Here is a 20,525-nt window from a genome sequence, read left to right as displayed (position 1 = left end):
AGGGATGATGATCACGAACGTGGCACGGGTGGTGGTCGGATGAGACGAGTGGACGGTGCTCCGCGTACTGGACATCACCCAGTAGTCTTGCGAATACGGGGAGACGTTCGGGGACCAACGTGGTGCGACGAACCCGGAGGCCGGGCAGCCTCCGGGCGCGACGTCCGCCTCCTGGTGGCCGGTCATCTCACCTGGGCCGGCGCTAGGTCCGCCGGTGTGGTCGACGGACAGGTGAACTGAGCATGGGTGACCCCCTCGACGCGGGGAACGGGGCCGGGCCGCTGCCGGAACGAACCGGGTGGCGCGCGACGCTGGTCCTGCGGTGGGCGCAGCGCCTCACCGAGTGTTCCCCGGAGATCCGCTTGTCGGACGCGGAACTGGAGCACGAGCTGGCGAAGCTCGTCGACGAGCTCGCCGAGGCGCTGCAGGACCCCGAACGGGCGGAGGAATCCGGCCGCATCGTGGGGGAGCGGCTGGTCGAGCTGCACGCCACCGGTGATCGCAGCCTGCCGTGCACGCTGGAACTCATCCGGGACTGCGTCGTCGGCGAGTCCGGAGTGGGCGCGGTCGGGCACCTGCTGCAACTGCTCACCTCGATCGCCGCGGCCTACTCGGCCGCCGACCGGGAACGCGCCGAACGCACCACCACGCAGGCGCTGATGCGCGCGGACCGCGAGCTCAAGGCCAGCGACGCCCGGTTCCGCGAAGTCTTCACCAGCACGCCCATCGGCGTCGCCATCTGCGACCTCGACGGCCGGTTCATGGAGGTCAATCCTGCGTTGGCCGAGATCCTCCGGCACCGCGAGGACGACCTGCTGACGATGGCGATCCACGACCTGTTCCACCCGGAGGAGGCCGCGTACCTCAACGCCGCCTACGCCGAGCTCGCCGAAGGCGGCCCGGGGCAGCGGCTCCGGGAGCGGCGCAGGCTGCTGCGCGCCGACGGCGAGCAGGCCTGGACGTACCTGGCGGTGTCGCTCCTGCGCGGTGCGGAGGGGGAACCGAAGCACATCGTCACGATGGTCGAGGACATCAGCGACCTCTACCTGCTGCAGGAACGCATCCAGTACCAGGCGCTGCACGACGCGATGACGGGCCTGGCGAACCGGCAGTACTTCCGGACCCGGCTGGAGGCCGCGCAGGGCAACTTCCCGCCGGACGGCATGCTCACCCTCTACCACCTGGGCCTGGACGGCTTCGAGCTGATCAACGACGGGCTGGGTTACGAAACCGGGGACAAGGTGATCCGCGCCGTCGCGCACCGGCTGGAACAGCTGGTGGAGAACGAGGAAGCGCTCGTCGCCCGCTTCGGCGGCACCGAATTCGCCATCCTGATCAGCGAATCCCCGCACACGCCCGCCATCCCGGAGTTCGCCGCGCTCATCAACGAGGAGCTGTCCGAACCGATCTACGTCGGCAGGCACGGCATCGCGACCTCGGCGAGCATCGGCGTGGTGCGCCGCCCGGTCTCCGAGGGAGACCCGACGAACATGATGTGGGCCGCGGACGTGGCGCTGCGCCGGGCGGAGATCGCCGGGGCGCGGCAGTGGGAGCTGTTCGACCCGGACCTGGCCCCGGACGAGCGGACCGAGGCGCAGCTGGCGGCGATCATGCCGGGCGCGCTGGAGCTCGGCGAATTCGAGGTCTGCTACCGGCCCACGGTGGGCCTGAACACCGGCGACCTCATCTGCGTCGAGGCCCAGCTGCGGTGGAGCCCGCCGGGGCACGGGGTGCTCGGGCACGGCGAATGCCTGGAACTCGCCGAACGCTCCGGCGTGACGTTGTCGTTGCGGGACTGGATGTTGCGCGTCGCGTGGGAGCAGGTCGGCACGTGGCACCGCGCCGGTTTCAGGACGTGCTTCCTGGTGGAGCTGAGCGAGAACCAGGTCCGCGACCCGGATCTGGTGGCGTTGGTGCGGTCGGTCCTCGACGACGGCGACCTCGACGCGAGCTGGATGCACCTGGCGATGCCGACCGGCGTGATCATGAATGCCTCCGAGGAGCTGCTGGAGAACATCCGCGTGCTGCGGACGCTGGGCGTGCGCACGCTGCTGCACAGCTTCTCCGGTTCCGCGCCGGAACTGCGGGCGCTGCGCCGCATCCCCGTGGAAGGCGTGCGCTTGGCCGACGAACTGGTCGAGATGGTGCACGGCTGCGACGACCAGAACGATCCGGCGGTGCGCGCGGTGCGGCAGCTGTTGCCGTTGATGCACGACAGCGGCGTGAAGATCTGCACCGGGGACGTGGCCGACGAGAAGCAGCAGCGCCATTGGGCCGAGGCGGGCTGCGACTTCGCCGTGGGCCCGCTGTACGGCGATCCGGTGACCGCGTGGGACGCGCAGGCATTGCTGCGGAAGTTCGGCGCCGCCCAACCACCCCACGAGCCCGACTGAGCTCGCCCATCCCGTTGCCGTGAACGCGATTCGGCCCCGCTCGTCAGGACGAGCGGGGCCGAATCGCTGCTCGGCTCAGCCCGCGTGGACGGGCTGGGTCTGCGGGTTGAACTCCTCGTAGCGGACGTCCTTGGCCGGGTCGGTGCGCGGGTCGTTCAACGCGAGCACGTCGAGGCCTTCCTGGATGCCGCTGGAGTAGATGTGGCCGTTGTAGTAGTACGCCGACCACGAACCGGCGAGCTGCAGCTCGTTCGGATCGAACGGCGGGCGGTCGAAGTGCGCGATCTCCTGCGGCTGCGCCGAATCGGTGAAGTCCCACACCGACACGCCGCCCTGGTACCAGGCCTGCACCATGATGTCGCGGCCCGGAACGGGGATCAGGGACCCGTTGTGCGCCACGCAGTTCTCGGTGTCGGCCTGCTCGCGCGGCAGCTTGAAGTAGCTGCGGAACTCCAGCTTCGCGTCCGCGCCGGAGCCGGTGATGTCGTAGACGCCGTTGGCTCCCCGGTGCGGGCCGACCCGCGAGTTGCAGGTGGCGGCGGCGCCACCGCCGAGCTCGTCGGTGAACACGACCTTCGTGCCGTCGTTGTTGAACGTGGCGGAGTGCCAGAACGCGAAGTTCTCGTCGTCGCGGACCTGCTCGGTCACCTTCGGCTTCGCCGGGTCGGAGATGTCGAACAGCACGCCGTCGCCCATGCACGCCCCGGCGGCGAGGTCGCGCTCCGGGAACACGGTGATGTCGTGGCAGCCGGAGGTCTCCCGGATGCCGTCGGGCACGCCCGGGTTGCCGCCGTCCGGGAACAGCACCGGGGCGTCGACGAGCTCGGGCGCGGCCGGGTTGTCCAGCGGCACCTTGACGATCGAGATCTTGTCGTGCGGCGGCTGGCAGTTCGGGAACTCCGCCGACGGTCCGTAGGACGAGACGTAGAGGTACACGGCCTCGCCGGCCTTGTCCGGCACCAGCGTGTGCGTGTGCGAGCCGCAGTCGGTGCGGATCGCGGAGACGTAGCGCGGCTTCGCCGGGTCGCTCACGTCGAAGACCTTCATGCCCTCCCATGCCTGCGGGTCCGCGGAGTCGGCCTCCTGGCTGTCGCAGCTGTCGTTCGTGCGCGGGTAGTCCGTGGACACGAACAGCAGGTTCCCGGAGATCGACACGTCGCCCTGGCCGCCGGGGCAGACGATCTGCGTGAGGACCTTCGGCTTCTCCGGCTTCGCGATGTCGTAGACGACGACGCCGTCGTAGTTGCCGACGTAGGCGTGGTCGCCCTTGAACGCGATGTCCGTGCCGATGCTGTCGAGGTTGTCGAACGGTGCCTGCTTCGGCAGGTTCGCCAGGTGCTCGATGTTCGGGCTGTGATCGGTGTCCGCCGGCCGTGCCTGCACGGTGGCACCGGTGGTCTCCTCGGGATGCTCGTTCGGCGGCGTCGCCGACGAGGGCGCGGCGAACACCACCCCGAGCACCAACGGCACCGTCGCGGCGAGCACTCCCGCGATGCGCCTCCTGCTGCGCTGACCGATACCCACGCCATCACCCCATTTGTCCGGCCGATCACCGACCGTCGTCGAACAGCGGTTACCCCGACCGCTTCCGATCAGTATCTTGGCCACGGATGGTTGACCCAATAGTCCGAGTGGTTGTTTCAGCATGTGAAATCCCTGCTCGGTGCCGGGTCGAGGAGAGTTCGGGGGAGAAATGCCGGTGTTCGGACGTGTCGCGGCAGGTCGTGCCGGGTGGGGCGCGGTGGGCTGCTGCGTCGCTGCGCTGCTGGTGGCGGCTGGGTGCACGGGCGAACCGGGTGCCGCGCCGGAGGAACCGGCCGGTGCTCCCGTGGTCCTGCCCGGCAAGCCCGGTGACGAGCCGTCGGTCGTGCCGTCGCTGGACCGCGACCGCCTCGCGAGCGCTGAACCGGTGCAGGCCGAAGCGGACTACGTGCGGATGATGATCGTGCACCACGAGCAGGCCGTGCTGATGACGGACCTGGCCGAGACCAGGGCCGCGAATCCGAGCGTGCGCTCGCTCGCGGCGCGCATCGGCGCCGCGCAACCGGCCGAGATCGGCGCCATGCGCGGCTGGCTCGCCACCCACGACCTGCCGGAGAACGCGCAGGGCTCGGGGCACGAGGGGCACTCCGGGCACGGGCACTCAGGTCACGGAGCCGAGATGCCGGGCATGGCGACGCCCGAGCAGCTCGCGGCGCTGGAAGCGTCCGGGGGAGCGGAGTTCGACCGCCTCTTCCTCCGGCTGATGACCGCGCACCACGAGGGCGCGGTCGCGATGGCCACCGACGTGCTCGCCACCGGCCGCGACGAGCGGCTGCACGAGATGGCCCAGGACGTCCTGGTCACCCAGACCGACGAGATCGCCACGATGCGCGGGCTCGCCGGCTGAGGCCCGGCCTCCCTCAGGTGAGGTCGTCGAACTCCCCGGCCTTGATCCCCTGCACCCACGCGAGCATCTCCGCGCGGGTGAACAGCACGGCGCCGTCCTCGGGACGCTTGCTGTTGCGCACCGCGACCCGCCCATCGGCCAGCGCGGCAGCCTCCACGCACTGACCGCCGCCGCCGTTGCTACCGCCGGAAAAGCTGCTCTTCCGCCACTCGGTGTTCTCCAACGGATCCACCCGCATGGTCGGCTCCTTCGTGCGATCACCCGTAATTGCTGAGCGCCTTCATGATCGCATCGTTGGAGTCGCCTTGGGAGAGCGCGATTTCAGCAAGCGCTCCGAACCGCATGGTGCACATCCACGACGCGACGACCGGGTCGAAGAAGGGCATCCGCTGGACGAGTTCGTCAACGACCCCACCGGGATGCCGCCGCTGTGCGACGAGGAGCAGTTCGTGGAGATCATGGCCGGCGTCGTGGCCGATTCCGCTCCCCGGTTGTTCGCCGTCGTCCAGGAGTACGGGTGCCGAGTGGACGGGCGCGTGGCCGCGTGGGGGATGGCTCTGCCGGATCGGGTCGAGGTGGTCTCGGTCGAACGGGGAGTGCGCCGCAGCGCGGCGACCGCCGAGAAGTCCATAGTGGACTTCTGCTTCGGTGCGCACATCCGGCCCCGGCTGGTCTGGGTGGATCCGGCGAAGGCCACTCCGGAGGACGGTGAAACCGGGACCGAGATGAGCGGGCCGCGACCCGATGGCACATGATCGGGTGGTGGCACCGAACGAGATTCCGAACGAGGAAGCCGACGAGATGTTCGCCGCGTGGATGCGGCAGAACCTGGACCGGGCGGCCGAGCACTTCGCGGTGCGCGTGGTCGGCGATCCGGTGCTCGGGTGGCGGCAGCGCTCCATCGGCGCGGCCGTGCTCAGCCCCGACGGGCCGCGCTGGCTGCGCGTCGTGTCGGAGGAGATCCAGTGGGCCGAAGGGGACTGGTGGACCGGCAACGCCGACTCCAACGCGATCACCGGCGTGCGCAAGCCGCGGGTGCTCGGCCTGGTGGAGTGGGAACTCGCGGAGACGCGGCGGCAGCGCGCCGAACTCATGACCTTCGTACCGGGGCAGCGCTGCTCGGACACCGACGTGCTGCGCGAGGAACCGGACCTCTCCGACGACTGGTGGGCCGAGCTGCGCACCGCGCTGGACACGATCCGGGTGGTGCCGACGCTGCGGCTGCGCAACGACGAACCGGACATCCAGCGGGCCGTGCGGGACAAGCTCGGCCACGACCTGGACATCGAGCACTGGGACACGGTGCACGGCGACCTGCACTGGGCGAACCTGGTGCGCCCGCGCTTCGGCCTGCTCGACTGGGAGCTGTGGGGGCGCGGCCCGGCGGGCACGGACGCGGCCTCGCTGTACTGCTACAGCCTGCTCGTCCCGCCGGTCGCGGCGAAGGTGCGCGAGACGTTCGCCGACGTGCTCGACACCGGCGAGGGCCGCACCGCGCTGCGCTACGTCGCGTCCCGCGCCCTGCACCGCGTCGACATGGGCGACCACCCCGACCTCGCCGACCCGCTGCGCGACCTCGTCGCGCGGCTCTGAGAAGTCCTCCCAGGACGGGTTGCCCGGCGCCGCATCCGGCAGTGCCGGGGCTCAGTGGAGGAGCTTGAGGCCGATGACGCCGCCGACGATGGCCGCGAGGAACAGGACCTTGAGCGCGGAGACCGATTCGTCCCCGGTGGCCATCGCGTAGGTGACGGTGAGCACCGCGCCGATGCCCACCCACACCGCGTAGGACGTGCCGACGGGGAGATCGCGCATGGCGTAGGCGAGGCCCGCCATGCTCGCGGCCAACGCGGCGAAGAAGACCACCGACGGGCCGAGCCTGCTGAGGCCTTCGGATTTGCCCAGCGCCGTCGCCCAGACGGCTTCGAGCACACCGGACAGCACGAGAACGATCCACGACATCACGGACTCCTCCGGGCCGTCTTGTCGCACACCGGGTACGGCACCCCTCGTCCGGGAGCCACGTCGTCGGGCTCGATTCCAACGTCTCATGCCCGGTGGGAGGTGGCAACGAGTCCCGCCTCACCACGCCGACCGCCCCGAGCCGCGATCGGGGCACCTCGTGCCGGTGCCGGTCCGGCCCCGCCGGGGCGGAGTCAGCTCTGCGGCAAACCCAGCGCGGCGCGGGCCAGCGCCAGCGCTTCCTGCGGCGGGATGCCGAGGTCGTGGGTGGTGCGGGCGTAGTCCGCGGCGGCGTCGGCGGCGCGCTGGGCGCTGCGGTCCCCGGCGGCGCTGACGAAGGTGCCCGCGCGCCCGCGGGTCTCGATGAGCCCGGCCTGCTCCAGCTCGCGGTACGCCTTCGCGGCCGTGTTCGCGGCGATGCCCACCTCCGCCGCCAGCCCCCGCACGGTCGGCAGCTTCGCGCCCACCGGCAGCGCACCGGAGTTGATCCGCTCCGCGATCCCGGACCGCACCTGTTCGAACGGGCTCACCCCGGAATCGGGGTCCACGCTGAGATCCATCCCCGCATTGTCCGTCACGCGCACCGGGCGGGCGTTCACGGAGTCCGAGCGTGGGCGGCGAATTCCGCTACCAGGTCGTGGGGCGCGCCCGCGCCGAACATGAGCTCGTGGAGCCGGTCGCCGTCGGCGGCGGCTTCGGCGCTGCGGGCGAACATCGCCCGCTCGTGCTCGGCGAGCGCGGTTTCGACGTCGTCGGGGTGCGCGGCGATGGCCTTGCCGAGCTCGGCGCCGTCGTGCAGGGCGAGGTTGGCGCCTTCGCCGTTCGGGACGCAGAGGTGGGCGGCGTCGCCGAGCAGGGTCACGCCCGGCACCCGTTCCCACCGGTGCTCGACCGGCAGGTGGTGCAGGGGCCGAAGCACGGGCGGGGTGTCGCTGTCGGTGATCAGCGCGGTGAGTTCCGGCGCCCAGCCGTCGAATTCCCGCGCGAGGCGCGCGGTGGCCGCTGCGGTGTCGGTGAAGTCGATGTCCGCGAACCACTCCTGCGGTTCGGTGAGCGCCACGTAGGTGTGCAGGGTGCCGTTGCGCTCCCGGTGGGTCTGGATCCCGCTGCCCGGTGCGAGCGCGAACATCGATCCGCCACCGACGGCCTTCGCGGTGGCGGGGTGCCGGGCGTCGCTGTCGAACAGGTAGGTCTCGACGAACGACCGGCCGGGGTACTCGGGCACGTCGGCGGACAGCAGCGGCCGGATCCGGGACCAGGCGCCGTCCGCGCCGACCAGGAGGCTCGTGGTGATCGTGGTGCCGTCGGCGAAGGTCACCTCGTGGCGCCCCTCGCCGAGCGCGCGGGCGCCGCGGACCTTGCGGCCCCACCGGACGGCGCCTGTCGGCAGCGAGTCGAGCAGCATCCGCCGCAGCTCGCCGCGGTGCACCTCGGGGCGTCCGCCCGTGCCGTCGTCGGGCAGGTCGAGCAGGACGGTTCCGTCCGGGTGGAGGAACCGCGTCGCCTGGTGGCCCTCCAGGACGAGGGCGCGGAACTCGTCGATCAGCCCGGCCGCTTCGAGGGCGAGCTGCCCGTCGTGCTCGTGGATGTCGAGCAGTCCGCCCTGCGACCGCGCGGTCGGCGAGGGCTCCGCCTCGTGGACTTCCACCGGGATGCCGCGCAGGTGCAGGACGCGGGCCAGTGCGAGTCCGCCGAGCCCCGCGCCGATGATCGTGACGGGAGTGCGCATGGGTGGCTCCTTCGTGCGAGCAGGTTCTAGCGCGCGCAGGCGTGGCCTGCGCGGCGCGGGATGTTCCGGGTAGCGGGGCGTTATGCGGCTACGGCCGCGTCGGGCGCGGGAGTTCTGCGGTGACCTTCGTGAGCAGGTCGTGCAGGGTCGCTCGTTCGGCCTGGTCCAGCGGGGCCAGCACCGACTCCTCGGTGGCGGCCATCGCGGAGTCGAACCCGGAGACGACTTCGGCGCCCGCCTCCGTCGCGTACACGCGCTTGCTGCGCTCGTTGCCGGGCTCGGTGCGCCGCTCGACGAGGCCCCGGCGCTCCAGTCCCTGCAGCAGGCTGGAGACGCTGGCCGCGCTGGTGCGGGTCAGCTGCGCGAGGTCGCGTTGGATCGAGCCGGGATTGCGGACCAGTTGCCGGAGCACGAAACCCTGTTCGAAGGTGATGTCGCGGGCCCGGATCCAGTCCTCGCCGGCCTTCCGCTGCGCCCATCCGATCCAGCGCAGCAGTTCGAGGGTGCTGGTGAGCATGTCGTCCGGTGCGTCCACGGTCAGAACTCTGACAGTTCGAGCTCTAACTGTCAATGCTCGAACTGAATGCTCGGAGGCCGCCAGGCCCGCGGCGAACGTCCTCGAACGCGTCGTGGCAGGCGACGGAGGTTCCTCCGCCCCGAGCAGGACGAGCGCCGGGAGGCAGCCGCCTCACCCGGCGAGTTCGTGCGGGACGCCGAGTTCGTCGTAGAGCCGCGCCGCGGCCCGGCGCTGCTCGCCGGCCTGCTCGGGGCGTCCGGTGCGCTCGTAGAGGTCGGCGAGCCGCTCGCGATCCATGGCCTCGCCGTAGCCGTACTCGGTCTCCTGGTGCAGCGCCAGCGCCTGCTCCAAGTGCTCGGCGGCCTCGTCGGTGCTGCCCATCGCGCCCAGCACCAGCCCGATCTCGCTCAAGCAGCTGGCCTCGTTGCGGCGGTCGCCGTGCGAGCGGCGGATCTCGATGGCCCGCTGCAGGTGCGGGATCGCCTCGTCGAACTGCCCGAGGCGGCACTCGGCTTTGGCCAGCGCGCTCAACGCGGTGGCCTCGCCCCACTCGTCGCCCAGCGCGACGTGCATGGCGAACGCGCGCTCCAAGGTCTCGTCGGCCTCCGCGTCGCGGCCCAGCCCGTAGTACACGCTGCCCAGGTCGCGCAGCGCCCACGCGTGCGCCCACTCCGGGCCGGTCCGCTCCCACAGCGAGACCGCGCGCTGCAACTCCACCAGCGCCTTCTGGTGCTCGCGCACCGTTCCCCACGCGATGGCGTCGCTGGTCAGCAGCCATGCCTCGGCGAGCTCGTCGCCGAGCGCGCGGGCCGACGCGAGCCCGATGCGGTGCGTCTCCAGCCAGTCGGCCACCGGCCGCCGCGACAGCATGAAGGCGAACATCGCCACCGGCAGCTGCCAGCCGAACACGTGCTCCCCGCGCGCCGAGGCCTGCCGGACCGCGGCCTTCAGGTTCTCGCGCTCTTCGTCGTAGAAGTGCAGCGCAGCCGGACGATCGGCGAATTCCGGTATGGAGCCGGGAGAGTCGGGCGTGTCCATCGGGATTCGGGTGAAGCTCGGCGCCGCCGGCCAGGACGCGGCGATCGTCGCGTGCAGGTACCAGGACAGCATCCCGCGCGCCGCCGCGTCGCGCGCCGCCTCGTTCTCGTCGTGCCGCGCGCATTCGGCGGCGTAGAGGCCCAGCAGGTCGTGGAAGCGGTAGCGCTGCGGCCGGTGCTCGTCGAGCAGGTGCGCTCCGACCAGGACGTCCAGCAACCGGCGGGTCTTGCCGCGCGAGAGCCCGCTCAGCGCCGTCGCGGCGTCCAAACCGACGTCGGGGGTCTCGGCGAGCCCGAGCAGCCGGAACAGGCGCGCCGCGTCCGCGGGCAGCGAGCGGTAGGACCAGGAGAAGACCGCCCGCACCGTGGTGAACTCGTCCTCCTCGACGGTCAGCGCGTCCAGCCGGTCGCGTTCGTCGGCCAGCTCCTCGACGAGCTCGGTGACCCGCAGGTGCGCTCCGGCGACGAGCCGTTCGGCGGCGATGCGCAGCGCCAGCGGCAGGAATCCGCAGTACCGGGCGAGTTCGGCGGCGGCGTCGGGTTCCGCGTCGACCCGGTCGGCGCCCGCGGCCCTGCGGAGCAGTTCGATCGCGCGGTCCGGTGACAGCACGTCCAGCGACATCCGGGTGGCTCCTTCCCTGGCCGTCAGGCTCGTCAACCGGTTGCGGCTGGTGATCAGCACCCGGCAGGGCGCGGAACCGGGCAGCAGCGGGCGGACTTGCTCGGCGGTGGCGGCGTTGTCGAGCACGATCAGCATATGGCGGCCGGTCAGCAGCGTCCGGTACATCGAGGACTTCGCATCGGTGTCCACGGGCAACCGCTCGCTGGGAACGCCCAGCGCGCGCAGCATCTCGTCCAGCGCCTCGCTCGCGTCCCGCCTGCGGTCGACGTGGTGACCGCGCAGGTCCACGTACAGGTCCCCGTCGGGGAACCGGTCCCGCACCCGGTGCGCCCAGCAGGCGGCCAGCGACGTCTTCCCGACGCCCCCGGAACCGACGATCAGCCAGGTCGGCGCGGCGGGGTCGGCCAGCCAGGAATCCAGTGCGTCCAAGCTGGTCTCGCGGTCGGTGAAGTGCGCGACGCGGGCGGGCAACTGCTTCGGCACCGGGACCTCCGGAGCGGTCCGCTGGTGGAAGTGCACGTCGCCGTCGACCTTGCCCACCTGCACGACGTTGCGCGCGGTTCCGGTGAAGACGTTGCGGATCTCCTCGGCCATCCCGACCTCCGAAGCGAGTGCCCGAGGACGGTGTACCGCCTCCGGGCACCCCGGCAGGGTCGAAACCTCCCGGAAAGTCCGGAAAAACGGCCATCCGGAGCAGCCGCACTACCCGAATGCCCGGCCTGCGGGCAGTAGTGGGCGCGCGGCCCGTCGCCCCGCTCAGCGGAGGGTCTTCGCGTACCAGTGCTCCGCGTCGCCGTGGTCGTTGTACGGCGCCGTCTCCCGGTACCCGTGGGAGCTGTAGAGCGTCCGCGCCTCGACGAGCACCGTCCTGGTGTCGAGGACGATCCGGGTAGCGCCCAGGGCCGCGGCGGCCTGCTCGGCGGCCACCAGCAGCGCACGGCCCACGCCGGCCCCGCGGTGCGCGGGGCGCACGTACATCCGCTTGAGCTCCGCCGTCGCGGGGAGGTCGTCCAGCAGCCGCGCGCCGACGCATCCGATGAGATCGCCGTCGTCGTCCCGCGCGACGAGGAACGTTCCCCGCGGCGGGGCCAGGTCGCCGTGCGGATCGCGGTCGAGCACCGCGCGCAGCTCCGCGCCGGTCGCCGGACGTCCCAGAAGACGGCGGCCGACCTCGGCGGTGAACTCCCGGATCAACGCGTCGATCCCCGCGTCGTCGACCGGCTCGGCTTCGATGACCCATGCGGACATGCGGTGCATGATCCTCGGACGCCCGCGCGGATCCAGCGCGCGGTCACCGCTCGCGGAAGGCGCGCAGCAGCCTCTCCGCCGCCAGGGACGCGGTGAGTTCGCCCGCGCGGACGTGGGATTCGACGTCGTCGACGATGCCGCGCACCTCGGGGTGGGCGACGAGCTCCGCCATCAGCTGGTCGCGCACCAGCGCCCACGTCCACTCGACCTGCTGGCGGCTGCGCTTGTCGGCGAGTTCGCCGGTGTCGGTGAGCGTGGCGCGGTGCTGCTCGATCTGCTCCCACAACGAGTCCAGCCCGGCGCCGGTGAGCCCGCTGCACGTCACAACGGGCGGAGTCCACGAGGCGCTGACCGGGGTGAGCAACCGCAGCGCCCCGCGCAGCTCGCGGGCCGCCTTGCGCGCGTCCGTCTCATGTGGACCGTCGGCCTTGTTGACCGCGACCAGGTCGGCGAGCTCCAGCACGCCCTTCTTGATGCCCTGCAGCTGATCCCCGGTGCGCGCCAGCGTCAGCAGCAGGAAGCAGTCGACCATGCCGGCCACCGTCACCTCGGACTGGCCGACGCCGACGGTCTCCACCAGCACCACGTCGAACCCGGCGGCCTCCATCAGCACGATCGTCTCGCGGGTGGCCCGCGCGACGCCGCCGAGCGTGCCCGCCGACGGGGACGGGCGCACGAACGCGGCCGGATCCGCCGACAGCGTCGCCATCCGCGTCTTGTCACCGAGGATGCTGCCGCCGGTGCGGGTCGAGGACGGGTCCACCGCCAGCACCGCCACCCGGTGCCCGGCGGCGGTCAGCGAGGTGCCCAGCGACTCGATGAACGTGGACTTGCCGACGCCGGGCACACCGGTGATGCCCACCCGGTGCGCCCCGCCGCTGTGCGGGAGCAGCTCGATCAGCAGCTCCTGCGCCTTCGCCCGGTGCGCCGGCTTGGTCGACTCGACCAGCGTGATCGCCTGCGCCAGCTTCGTGCGGGAACCCTCCAGTACGCCCTTGGCGTAGTCCTCGACGTCGATCTCGCGCGGCATCAGGAGTCCTTGCGGGGTGAGCCGGGTGCTTGTCCTGTCAGCGGCGGAGCCGCTGAGCGGCGACCACGTGCGTAGGGCGGCCACCGGCGGGTTCTCAGTTGCTTCCTCGCGGGGACAGCGATTTCCCTCGTACTCGGGAAATCGATCCCGCAGCGAGGAAGCAACTGAGGTTCCGCCCCCCGACCCACTGCGCAGCTCATTCGGAAAGGACGCATCAGTCGAGTTCGAGCCGGGTCCGGAGCTCGTCGAGCAGGCCGAGCGCCGCCTCGGCGATCACCGTGCCGGGCGGGAAGATCGCGCTCGCGCCCGCGTCGCGCAGCGCGTCGAAGTCCGCGGGCGGGATGACGCCGCCGACGACCACCATGATGTCCTCGCGGCCCACCGCGGCGAGCTCGTCGCGCAGCGCGGGCACCAAGGTGAGGTGCCCGGCGGCCAGCGAGGACACCCCGACGATGTGCACGTCGGACTCGGCGGCCTGGCGCGCCACCTCGGCGGGCGTCTGGAACAGCGGGCCCACGTCCACGTCGAAACCGAGGTCGGCGAACGCCGTGGCGATCACCTTCTGGCCCCGGTCGTGGCCGTCCTGGCCCATCTTCGCGACCAGGATCCGGGGGCGGCGGCCCTCGTCCTCGGCGAAGCGCTCCACGACCTCGCGGGCCCGCTCCAAGGACTCCGACGGCCCCGATTCCTCCCGGTACACACCGGAGATCGTACGGATCTGACCCGCGTGGCGGCCGAAGACCTTCTCCATCGCGTCGGAGATCTCGCCGACCGTCGCCTTCGCCCGCGCCGCGTCCACGGCCAGCGTGAGCAGGTTGTGGTCGAGGTCGTTCGGGCGCTCGTCGGACATCGACGCCTCGGCGGCACCGGTGAGGCGGCGCAGCGCGTCCTGGCAGGCCGCCTCGTCGCGCTCCTCCCGCAGCCGCCGCAGCTTCTCCAGCTGTTCGGCGCGGACCTCGGCGTTGTCGACCTTGAGGACCTCGATCTGCTCGTCGCCGTCGAAGCGGTACTTGTTGATGCCGATCAGCGGCTGGCGCCCGGAGTCGATGCGCGCCTGGGTGCGCGCGGCGGCCTCCTCCACGCGCAGCTTCGGGATGCCCGCGTCGATGGCCTGCGCCATGCCGCCCGCGTCCTCGACCTCGGTGATGTGCGCCCACGCGCGTTCCGCGAGGTCCTGGGTGAGCCGCTCGACGTAGTGGCTGCCGCCCCACGGGTCGATGACGCGCGTGGTGCCCGATTCCTGCTGCAGCACCAGTTGCGTGTTGCGGGCGATGCGCGCGGAGAAGTCCGTGGGCAGCGCCAGCGCCTCGTCGAGCGCGTTGGTGTGCAGCGACTGCGTGTGCCCCTGGGTCGCGGCCATCGCCTCCACGCAGGTGCGGGCCACGTTGTTGTAGACGTCCTGCGCGGTCAGCGACCAGCCGGAGGTCTGCGAGTGGGTGCGCAGCGACAGCGATTTCGAGTTCCGCGGACCGAACTCCTTCACCAGCTTCGCCCACAGCAACCGGGCGGCGCGCAGCTTCGCGACCTCCATCGCGAAGTTCATCCCGATGCCCCAGAAGAACGACAACCGGGGCGCGAACGCGTCGATGTCCAACCCGGCCTGCTTGCCCGCGCGCAAGTACTCCACGCCGTCGGCGAGGGTGTAGGCCAGCTCCAGATCGGCCGTCGCCCCGGCCTCCTGGATGTGGTAGCCGGAGATGGAGATCGAGTTGAACTTCGGCATCTTCTGCGACGTGTAGGCGAAGATGTCCGAGATGATCCGCATCGACGGCTGCGGCGGGTAGATGTAGGTGTTGCGGACCATGAACTCCTTGAGGATGTCGTTCTGAATGGTCCCCGCGAGCTTCTCCGGCGCCACGCCCTGCTCTTCGGCGGCGACGATGTAGAGCGCCATCACCGGCAGCACGGCGCCGTTCATGGTCATCGACACGCTCATCCTGTCCAGCGGGATGCCGTCGAACAGCTGGCGCATGTCGTAGATCGAGTCGATCGCCACCCCGGCCATGCCCACGTCACCGGACACCCGCGGGTGGTCGGAGTCGTAGCCGCGGTGGGTGGCCAGGTCGAACGCCACCGACAGGCCCTTCTGCCCGGCGGCGAGGTTGCGGCGGTAGAACGCGTTCGACGCGGCGGCCGTGGAGAAACCCGCGTACTGGCGCACCGTCCACGGCTGGTTGACGTACATCGTCGGGTACGGGCCGCGCAGGAACGGCGCGATGCCCGGCTTGGTGCCCAGGAAGTCCAAGTCCTCGGTGTCGGCCGCGGTGTAGAGCGGCTTCACCCCGATGCCCTCGGGTGCTTCCCACACCAGGGCGTCGGCTTCCTTGCCGGTGGCCGAGAAGACCGCCGAATCCCAGTTCGCGTCGCCCTCGGCCGCGTCCCGCTCCAGCGGAACGTCGGCGAAGTTCGGGATGCTGCTCATCACTCGACTCCCAACGTGCGGTGCGCCGCGCGCAGAACCTGGATCGCGTCGCACCCGGCGAACACGTGACCGTCCACATTGTTCAGTCCATGGCCGGGTTTTCCGGCCAGCAGCACGCTTTCCGCGCCCGCCTCCTTGAGCGCGCTCGCCGTCTCGGCGGCGCGCTCGGCGTAGACCCCGTCCGCCGAGCACAAGCACACCACCGGAGCGGGGTGCTCGGCGTAGGCGGCGAGGACGTCCGCGGTGGACTCCGTCGGCCCGGCCTCGCTAGCCTCCAGGCCACCGGCGGCGAACAGGTTGCGGGCGAACGACGCCCGCGCCGTGTAGGTGGCCAGCGGGCCCAGCGTGGCGAGGAAGACCTCCGGGCGCTCCGGGCGGGCGTCGGCGGCGTCGCGCAGCGCCTCGAACTCCTCCGCGTAGCGCACCCTCGGCAAGCCGCCCGACGGCGGCTCCGGCGCGGGTTCGCGCCGCAACGGCTGCTCGGCGAGGTTCGGGAACTCGCTCACTCCCGTGATCGGGTCGGAGCGATCGGCGACCGCCGCCTTGCGCTTCTGCCAAGTCGACGCGAGCCGGTCGGCGACCAGCCCGGAGCGCAACGCCTCCGGCAGCCCGCCCGCGCGCTCGATCTCCTGGAACCACGCCCACGCCGCGTTCGCCAGCTCGTCGGTCAGCTCCTCCACGTACCAGGAACCCCCGGCCGGGTCGATGACCTGCGCCAAGTGCGACTCGTCGAGCAGCAGCGCCTGCGTGTTGCGCGCGACCCGGCGGGAGAACTCGTCCGGCGAACCGATGGCCGCGTCGAACGGCTGCACCGTCACCGCCTGCGCCCCGCCCACACCGGCGGCGAACGTCGCGATCGTCGCGCGCAGCATGTTCACCCACGGGTCGCGCCGCGTCAGCATCGCCGAGGACGTCACCGCGTGCTGCTGCTGCGCCCGCGCCGATTCCGACGCACCGCACCGGCGCGCCACCTGAGCCCACGCGCGCCGCGCGGCGCGCAGCTTCGCGATCGTCGAGAACTGATCGGCGGTCGCCGCGTAGCGGAACTCCAGCAGGCCGCACGCGGTGTCCACGTCCAACCCCGCCTCGGTCAGCCAGCGCAGGTAGGTGACGCCCGCGGCCAGCGAAGCACCGAGCTCCTCGCCGTCCGAACCGCCCGCGTCGTGGAACGGCAGCGCGTCCACCACGACCGCCCGCAGACCCGGGTGCTCGGCGGCGCAGCGCTTCGCCAGCTCCACCGCCTGCTCCGAGCCGACCTCACGTCCCGTGCGCGCCTGCACGCCCAGCGGATCGGCACCGAGGTTGCCGCGCAGCGCGCTCGGCGCCACGCCCTGCTCGGCGGCGACCTCCAGGAAGGCGTCGGCGGCGCTCGCGGCCTGCTCACCCGCGTCCAGCACCACGCCGATCATGTCCAAGTGCACGCCGTTGAGCACGTCCGGCAGCGCGTCCACCGCGATCCCGCCCTCGCCGAGCCGCAGCACCAGCGACGTGACACCGCCGTGGAGATCGGCCAAGACCTCCCGGTTCGACACCGACGCATCCGGGTTCCCGTGCGACTGGCGCACGTCCCAGCCCTCCGCGACCGAGCCCTGCGGCCGGCTGCCCCGCACGAACGGGGCGAAGCCCGGCAGCCCCGAACCGGACGCGTCCGCGCCGGCGCGGTCCTCGGCGGAGTACAGCGGGCGCACCGCGACCCCGTCGTAGGTCCGCGTCGCGAGCAGCTCCGACGGATCGTCGGGGGCAGCATCACCTTCCGCGATGCGGCCGGTCCTGCGCAGGACCTTCTCCACCTGATCGAGCCACTGCCGGTGCGTGGGCTCGGGGAATTCGCCGCCCAGGCTGAGGCTGGGCCGGGGGCTGCTCGTCGTCGAGAGCCTGTCGGAGGGCGCCATGGGAACCGATGGTAGGACCCCGCCCACCCCCGAAACGACGGGTTCCTTGTGACTCACGTCCCAACTGGATTCGGCGGCTCGTGTGGCTTGGGTGTCCGGGTAGCGGAACCTCAGTGAGCCTCTCGCTGCGGGATCTTTTTCCCGAGTGGCTCCGCCACGAGGGAAAAAGCTGTCCTCGCGAGAGGCTCACTGAGAACCCGCGGGTGAGGGCTTTTCGACGTGGGCTATGTGCTTCGCACATACAGGCACGACCTTCGGTCGCCAGGCAGGCTTGCTTCGCAGCCCAACTGCACGGCTTCGCCGCAAGGCACTGCATTCGGCGGCAAAGCAGGCGGGGGAGGGGTTGGGTTTGCGGCTCAGTGGCCGTTGAAGTGGTATTCCCAGCCCGAGTCGGGGGCGTAGTGGAGGCGGTAGCAGGTTTCGATCTTGGGGCCGTCGTGCAGGTGGACGTGGCGGAGCAGACGGCCGTGCACCGCCTCGGAATCGCGCAGTCCCTGTTCGCGCCCGTCCAGCGGTCCGCCGACGAACCGCACCTGTCGTTCCGGCATGCGCACAGTGTCGATGATCCCCGCCGGGCCGATCCAGCCCCGGCCCGACGCCTTTCACTCGATGGAGTGAGTTCCGGTGGCTCGGACGGTCCAGCTCGTCGGCCCCCGGCCCGCACCGGACCCCGGCTGAGGTGCGCACGAGCGCGCCAGGGACGATTCGAGGGCCATGAAGCTCACGGACCACCTCCCCAGCGCACCTGACCCCGACGTCCTGCTCGACGCCTTCACGACCTGGACGACGGGGCAGGGCATCGAGCTCTACCCGGCGCAGGAAGAAGCGCTGATGGAGGTGGTGACCGGGGCGAACGTCATCCTCAGCACCCCCACCGGCTCCGGCAAGAGCCTCGTCGCCACCGGCGCGCACTTCACCGCGCTGGCCGACGGCAAGCGCAGCTACTACACCGCGCCGATCAAGGCGCTGGTCTCGGAGAAGTTCTTCGCGCTGGTCGACGTCTTCGGTGCCGAGAACGTGGGCATGATGACCGGCGACAGCAGCGTGAACGCCGACGCGCCGATCATCTGCTGCACCGCCGAGATCCTGGCGAACCTGGCGCTGCGCGACGGCGAGCAGGCCGACGTGGGCCAGGTCGTGATGGACGAGTTCCACTTCTACGCCGAGCCGGAGCGCGGCTGGGCGTGGCAGGTGCCGCTGCTGGAACTGCCGCAGGCCCAGTTCGTGCTGATGTCGGCGACGCTGGGCGACGTCGCCCGGTTCGAGAAGGACCTGGTGGCGCGCACCGGCCGGTCGACGGCCGTGGTGAGCTCCGCGGAACGGCCCATCCCGCTGACGTTCCGCTACGCGCTCACCCCGCTGCACGAGACGATCGAGGAGCTCCTGGGCGGCAACCAGGCTCCCGTCTACGTCGTGTACTTCAACCAGGCGTCCGCGATGGAGCAGGCGCAGGGCCTGATGAGCGTGAACGTCGCCTCCCGCGAGCAGCGGAACAAGATCGCCGAGGCGATCGGGGACTTCCGGTTCACCGCCGGGTTCGGCAAGACCTTGTCGCGGCTGGTGCGCCACGGCATCGGCGTGCACCACGCGGGGATGCTGCCGAAGTACCGGCGGCTCGTGGAGCAGCTCGCCCAGGCGGGCCTGCTGAAGATCATCTGTGGGACGGACACGCTCGGCGTCGGCATCAACGTGCCGATCCGCACCGTGCTGCTGACCGGGCTGACCAAGTACGACGGGGTGCGCACCCGGCACCTGAAGGCGCGCGAGTTCCACCAGATCGCCGGTCGCGCCGGTCGCGCGGGCTACGACACCGCGGGCTACGTGGTCGTGCAGGCCCCGGAACACGTGATCGAGAACGAGAAGGCGCTGGCCAAGGCGGGGGAGGACCCGAAGAAGCGGCGCAAGGTGGTGCGCAAGCAGGCGCCCGAGGGCTTCGTGTCGTGGAGCGAGAAGACCTTCGACAAGCTCGTCGAGGCCGAACCGGAACCGCTGGTCTCCAGCTTCCAGGTCAGTCACTCCATGCTGCTCAACGTCATCAACCGGCCCGGCGACGCGTTCGCGGCGATGAAGCACCTGCTCACCGAGAACCACGAGGACCGCCCGGCGCAGCGCAGGCACATCCTGCGCGCCATCGCGATCTACCGCGCCCTGCTGGCCGCGGACGTGGTGGAGCAGCTCGACGAGCCCGACGAGCAGGGCCGCCGGGTGCGGCTGACCGTGGACCTGCAGTTCGACTTCGCGCTCAACCAGCCGCTGTCGCCGTTCGCGCTGGCCGCGATCGAACTGCTCGACGTGGACTCGCCCGGCTACCCGCTGGACGTGCTCTCCGTCATCGAGTCCACATTGGACAATCCGAGGCAGGTGCTGTCCGCGCAGCAGTTCAAGGCGCGCGGCGAGGCCGTGGCGCAGATGAAGGCCGACGGCATCGAGTACGACGAGCGGATGGAACTGCTCGAGGACGTCACCTACCCCAAGCCGCTGCAGGACATCCTCGAAGCGGCCTACGAGATGTACCGCAAGGGCCACCCGTGGGTCGCCGAGCACGAGCTGTCGCCGAAGTCCGTGGCGCGCGACATGTTCGAGCGGGCGATGAACTTCGTCGAGTTCGTCAACCACTACGGCCTGGCCCGCTCCGAAGGCCTCGTGCTGCGCTACCTCGCCGACGTCTACAAGGCGCTGCGCCACACGGTGCCCGCCGACGCGAAGACCGAAGAGCTCACCGACCTCATCGAATGGCTCGGCGAACTCGTGCGCCAGGTCGACTCCAGCCTGCTCGACGAGTGGGAACGGCTGCGCAACCCCGGCGCCGAACCCACAGCCGACGCCGCCCCGGTCGACGAGGGCCCGGCCCGCGTCACGCAGAACAAGCGGGCGTTCCGGGTGCAGGTGCGCAACGCGCTGTTCCGCCGCGTCGAGCTCGCCGCCCGCCGCTGGACCACGCCGCTGGGCGAACTCGACCCCGAGTTCGGCGCCGAAGCGTGGGAGGAAGCCCTGGACGGCTACTTCGCCGAATACGACGAGATCGGCACCGACGCCGACGCGCGCGGCCCCGCCATGCTGATGATCACCGAGGAGTCGCGGCGCTGGCTGGTGCGGCAGATCTTCGCCGACCCCGCCGGGGACCACGACTGGGGCATCAGCGCCGAGGTCGACCTCGCCGCCTCCGACGAAGAGGGCGCCGCCGTGATCCGGGTCCAGGCCGTGGACCAGCAATAAGGAGTCCGAGGACGGTGGCACGGCCCGTTCCGGTGCCATACGATCAAGGTTTCCGGCCGCGACGGAGGGGA

Annotated in this window: 17 protein-coding genes and 1 riboswitch; of the genes, 5 read left to right on the top strand and 12 right to left on the bottom strand. The window is 71.2% G+C overall.

All coding sequences use genetic code 11. The features are described from left to right. Positions 1–242: 242 nt before the first annotated feature. On the top strand, positions 243–2,393 hold the full coding sequence (locus tag BJ969_RS20505) for a putative bifunctional diguanylate cyclase/phosphodiesterase (protein WP_184481087.1): 2,151 nt from the start codon (positions 243–245) through the stop codon (positions 2,391–2,393). Positions 2,394–2,468: 75 nt separating this feature from the next. Here the strand turns inward: BJ969_RS20505 and BJ969_RS20500 are convergent, their stop codons facing one another. After that, positions 2,469–3,917 (bottom strand): LVIVD repeat-containing protein, encoded by a 1,449-nt coding sequence (locus tag BJ969_RS20500; protein WP_343071512.1) that lies wholly within the window; start codon positions 3,915–3,917, stop codon positions 2,469–2,471. Positions 3,918–4,092: 175 nt separating this feature from the next. Between BJ969_RS20500 and BJ969_RS20495 the strand changes: the two genes are divergently transcribed. Further along, positions 4,093–4,782, top strand: coding sequence for a DUF305 domain-containing protein (locus tag BJ969_RS20495; protein ID WP_343071511.1), 690 nt, complete (start codon positions 4,093–4,095; stop codon positions 4,780–4,782). 13 nt (positions 4,783–4,795) lie between these two features. Here BJ969_RS20495 and BJ969_RS20490 read toward each other — a convergent pair whose 3' ends face one another. After that, positions 4,796–5,020, bottom strand: coding sequence for a DUF397 domain-containing protein (locus tag BJ969_RS20490; protein WP_184481083.1), 225 nt, complete (start codon positions 5,018–5,020; stop codon positions 4,796–4,798). A 67-nt stretch (positions 5,021–5,087) separates the two neighbouring features. Here BJ969_RS20490 and BJ969_RS20485 point away from each other — a divergent pair, with 67 nt between their 5' ends. Next, positions 5,088–5,537 (top strand): hypothetical protein, encoded by a 450-nt coding sequence (locus BJ969_RS20485; RefSeq protein ID WP_246457032.1) that lies wholly within the window; start codon positions 5,088–5,090, stop codon positions 5,535–5,537. Positions 5,538–5,544: 7 nt separating this feature from the next. Further along, positions 5,545–6,375 (top strand): protein kinase family protein, encoded by an 831-nt coding sequence (locus tag BJ969_RS20480; protein ID WP_343071510.1) that lies wholly within the window; start codon positions 5,545–5,547, stop codon positions 6,373–6,375. A gap of 51 nt (positions 6,376–6,426) precedes the next feature. On the opposite strand, the gene BJ969_RS20475 is transcribed toward BJ969_RS20480, so the two are convergent. The 10 genes from BJ969_RS20475 to BJ969_RS20430 form a co-directional block, all read right to left on the bottom strand. Further along, positions 6,427–6,741: a DMT family transporter gene (locus BJ969_RS20475; protein WP_184481081.1), complete on the bottom strand. Its 315-nt coding sequence runs from the start codon at positions 6,739–6,741 to the stop codon at positions 6,427–6,429. A gap of 10 nt (positions 6,742–6,751) precedes the next feature. Next, a riboswitch (guanidine-III (ykkC-III) riboswitch) is annotated at positions 6,752–6,818 on the bottom strand. A 117-nt stretch (positions 6,819–6,935) separates the two neighbouring features. Continuing rightward, on the bottom strand, positions 6,936–7,301 hold the full coding sequence (locus tag BJ969_RS20470) for a GntR family transcriptional regulator (RefSeq protein WP_184481079.1): 366 nt from the start codon (positions 7,299–7,301) through the stop codon (positions 6,936–6,938). Positions 7,302–7,336: 35 nt separating this feature from the next. Continuing rightward, entirely contained in the window at positions 7,337–8,470 is a 1,134-nt protein-coding gene (locus tag BJ969_RS20465; protein WP_184481077.1) for an FAD-dependent oxidoreductase, read from the bottom strand. Between the two features lie 88 nt (positions 8,471–8,558). Further along, positions 8,559–9,005: a MarR family winged helix-turn-helix transcriptional regulator gene (locus BJ969_RS20460; RefSeq protein ID WP_343071509.1), complete on the bottom strand. Its 447-nt coding sequence runs from the start codon at positions 9,003–9,005 to the stop codon at positions 8,559–8,561. A 153-nt stretch (positions 9,006–9,158) separates the two neighbouring features. After that, positions 9,159–11,240, bottom strand: coding sequence for an ATP-binding protein (locus BJ969_RS20455; protein ID WP_184481075.1), 2,082 nt, complete (start codon positions 11,238–11,240; stop codon positions 9,159–9,161). Positions 11,241–11,402: 162 nt separating this feature from the next. After that, positions 11,403–11,894, bottom strand: a complete 492-nt coding sequence (locus BJ969_RS20450; RefSeq protein ID WP_184481073.1) for a GNAT family N-acetyltransferase — start codon at positions 11,892–11,894, stop codon at positions 11,403–11,405. Between the two features lie 43 nt (positions 11,895–11,937). Continuing rightward, on the bottom strand, positions 11,938–12,924 hold the full coding sequence (gene meaB, locus BJ969_RS20445; protein ID WP_184481071.1) for a methylmalonyl Co-A mutase-associated GTPase MeaB: 987 nt from the start codon (positions 12,922–12,924) through the stop codon (positions 11,938–11,940). 214 nt (positions 12,925–13,138) lie between these two features. Continuing rightward, positions 13,139–15,346: a methylmalonyl-CoA mutase gene (gene scpA, locus BJ969_RS20440; RefSeq protein WP_184481068.1), complete on the bottom strand. Its 2,208-nt coding sequence runs from the start codon at positions 15,344–15,346 to the stop codon at positions 13,139–13,141. Continuing rightward, a complete protein-coding gene (locus tag BJ969_RS20435) occupies positions 15,346–17,238 on the bottom strand; it encodes a methylmalonyl-CoA mutase family protein (RefSeq protein ID WP_184481066.1) in 1,893 nt (630 codons plus the stop codon). The genes scpA and BJ969_RS20435 overlap by 1 nt, the downstream gene beginning before the upstream one ends. 356 nt (positions 17,239–17,594) lie before the next feature. Further along, positions 17,595–17,786 carry a hypothetical protein gene (locus BJ969_RS20430; protein WP_184481063.1) on the bottom strand — a complete coding sequence of 64 codons (192 nt, stop codon included), beginning with the start codon at positions 17,784–17,786 and terminating at the stop codon, positions 17,595–17,597. A 166-nt stretch (positions 17,787–17,952) separates the two neighbouring features. On the opposite strand from BJ969_RS20430, the gene BJ969_RS20425 reads away from it, so the two are divergent. After that, positions 17,953–20,454: a DEAD/DEAH box helicase gene (locus tag BJ969_RS20425; protein ID WP_184481061.1), complete on the top strand. Its 2,502-nt coding sequence runs from the start codon at positions 17,953–17,955 to the stop codon at positions 20,452–20,454. The last annotated feature ends 71 nt before the right edge of the window (positions 20,455–20,525 follow it).

The sequence above is a fragment of the Saccharopolyspora gloriosae genome (assembly GCF_014203325.1).
GTDB classification, from domain to species: Bacteria; Actinomycetota; Actinomycetes; order Mycobacteriales; family Pseudonocardiaceae; genus Saccharopolyspora_C; species Saccharopolyspora_C gloriosae.
The sequence above is the reverse complement of the archived record's forward strand: the minus strand, read 5'-3'. Positions and strand labels throughout refer to the sequence as shown.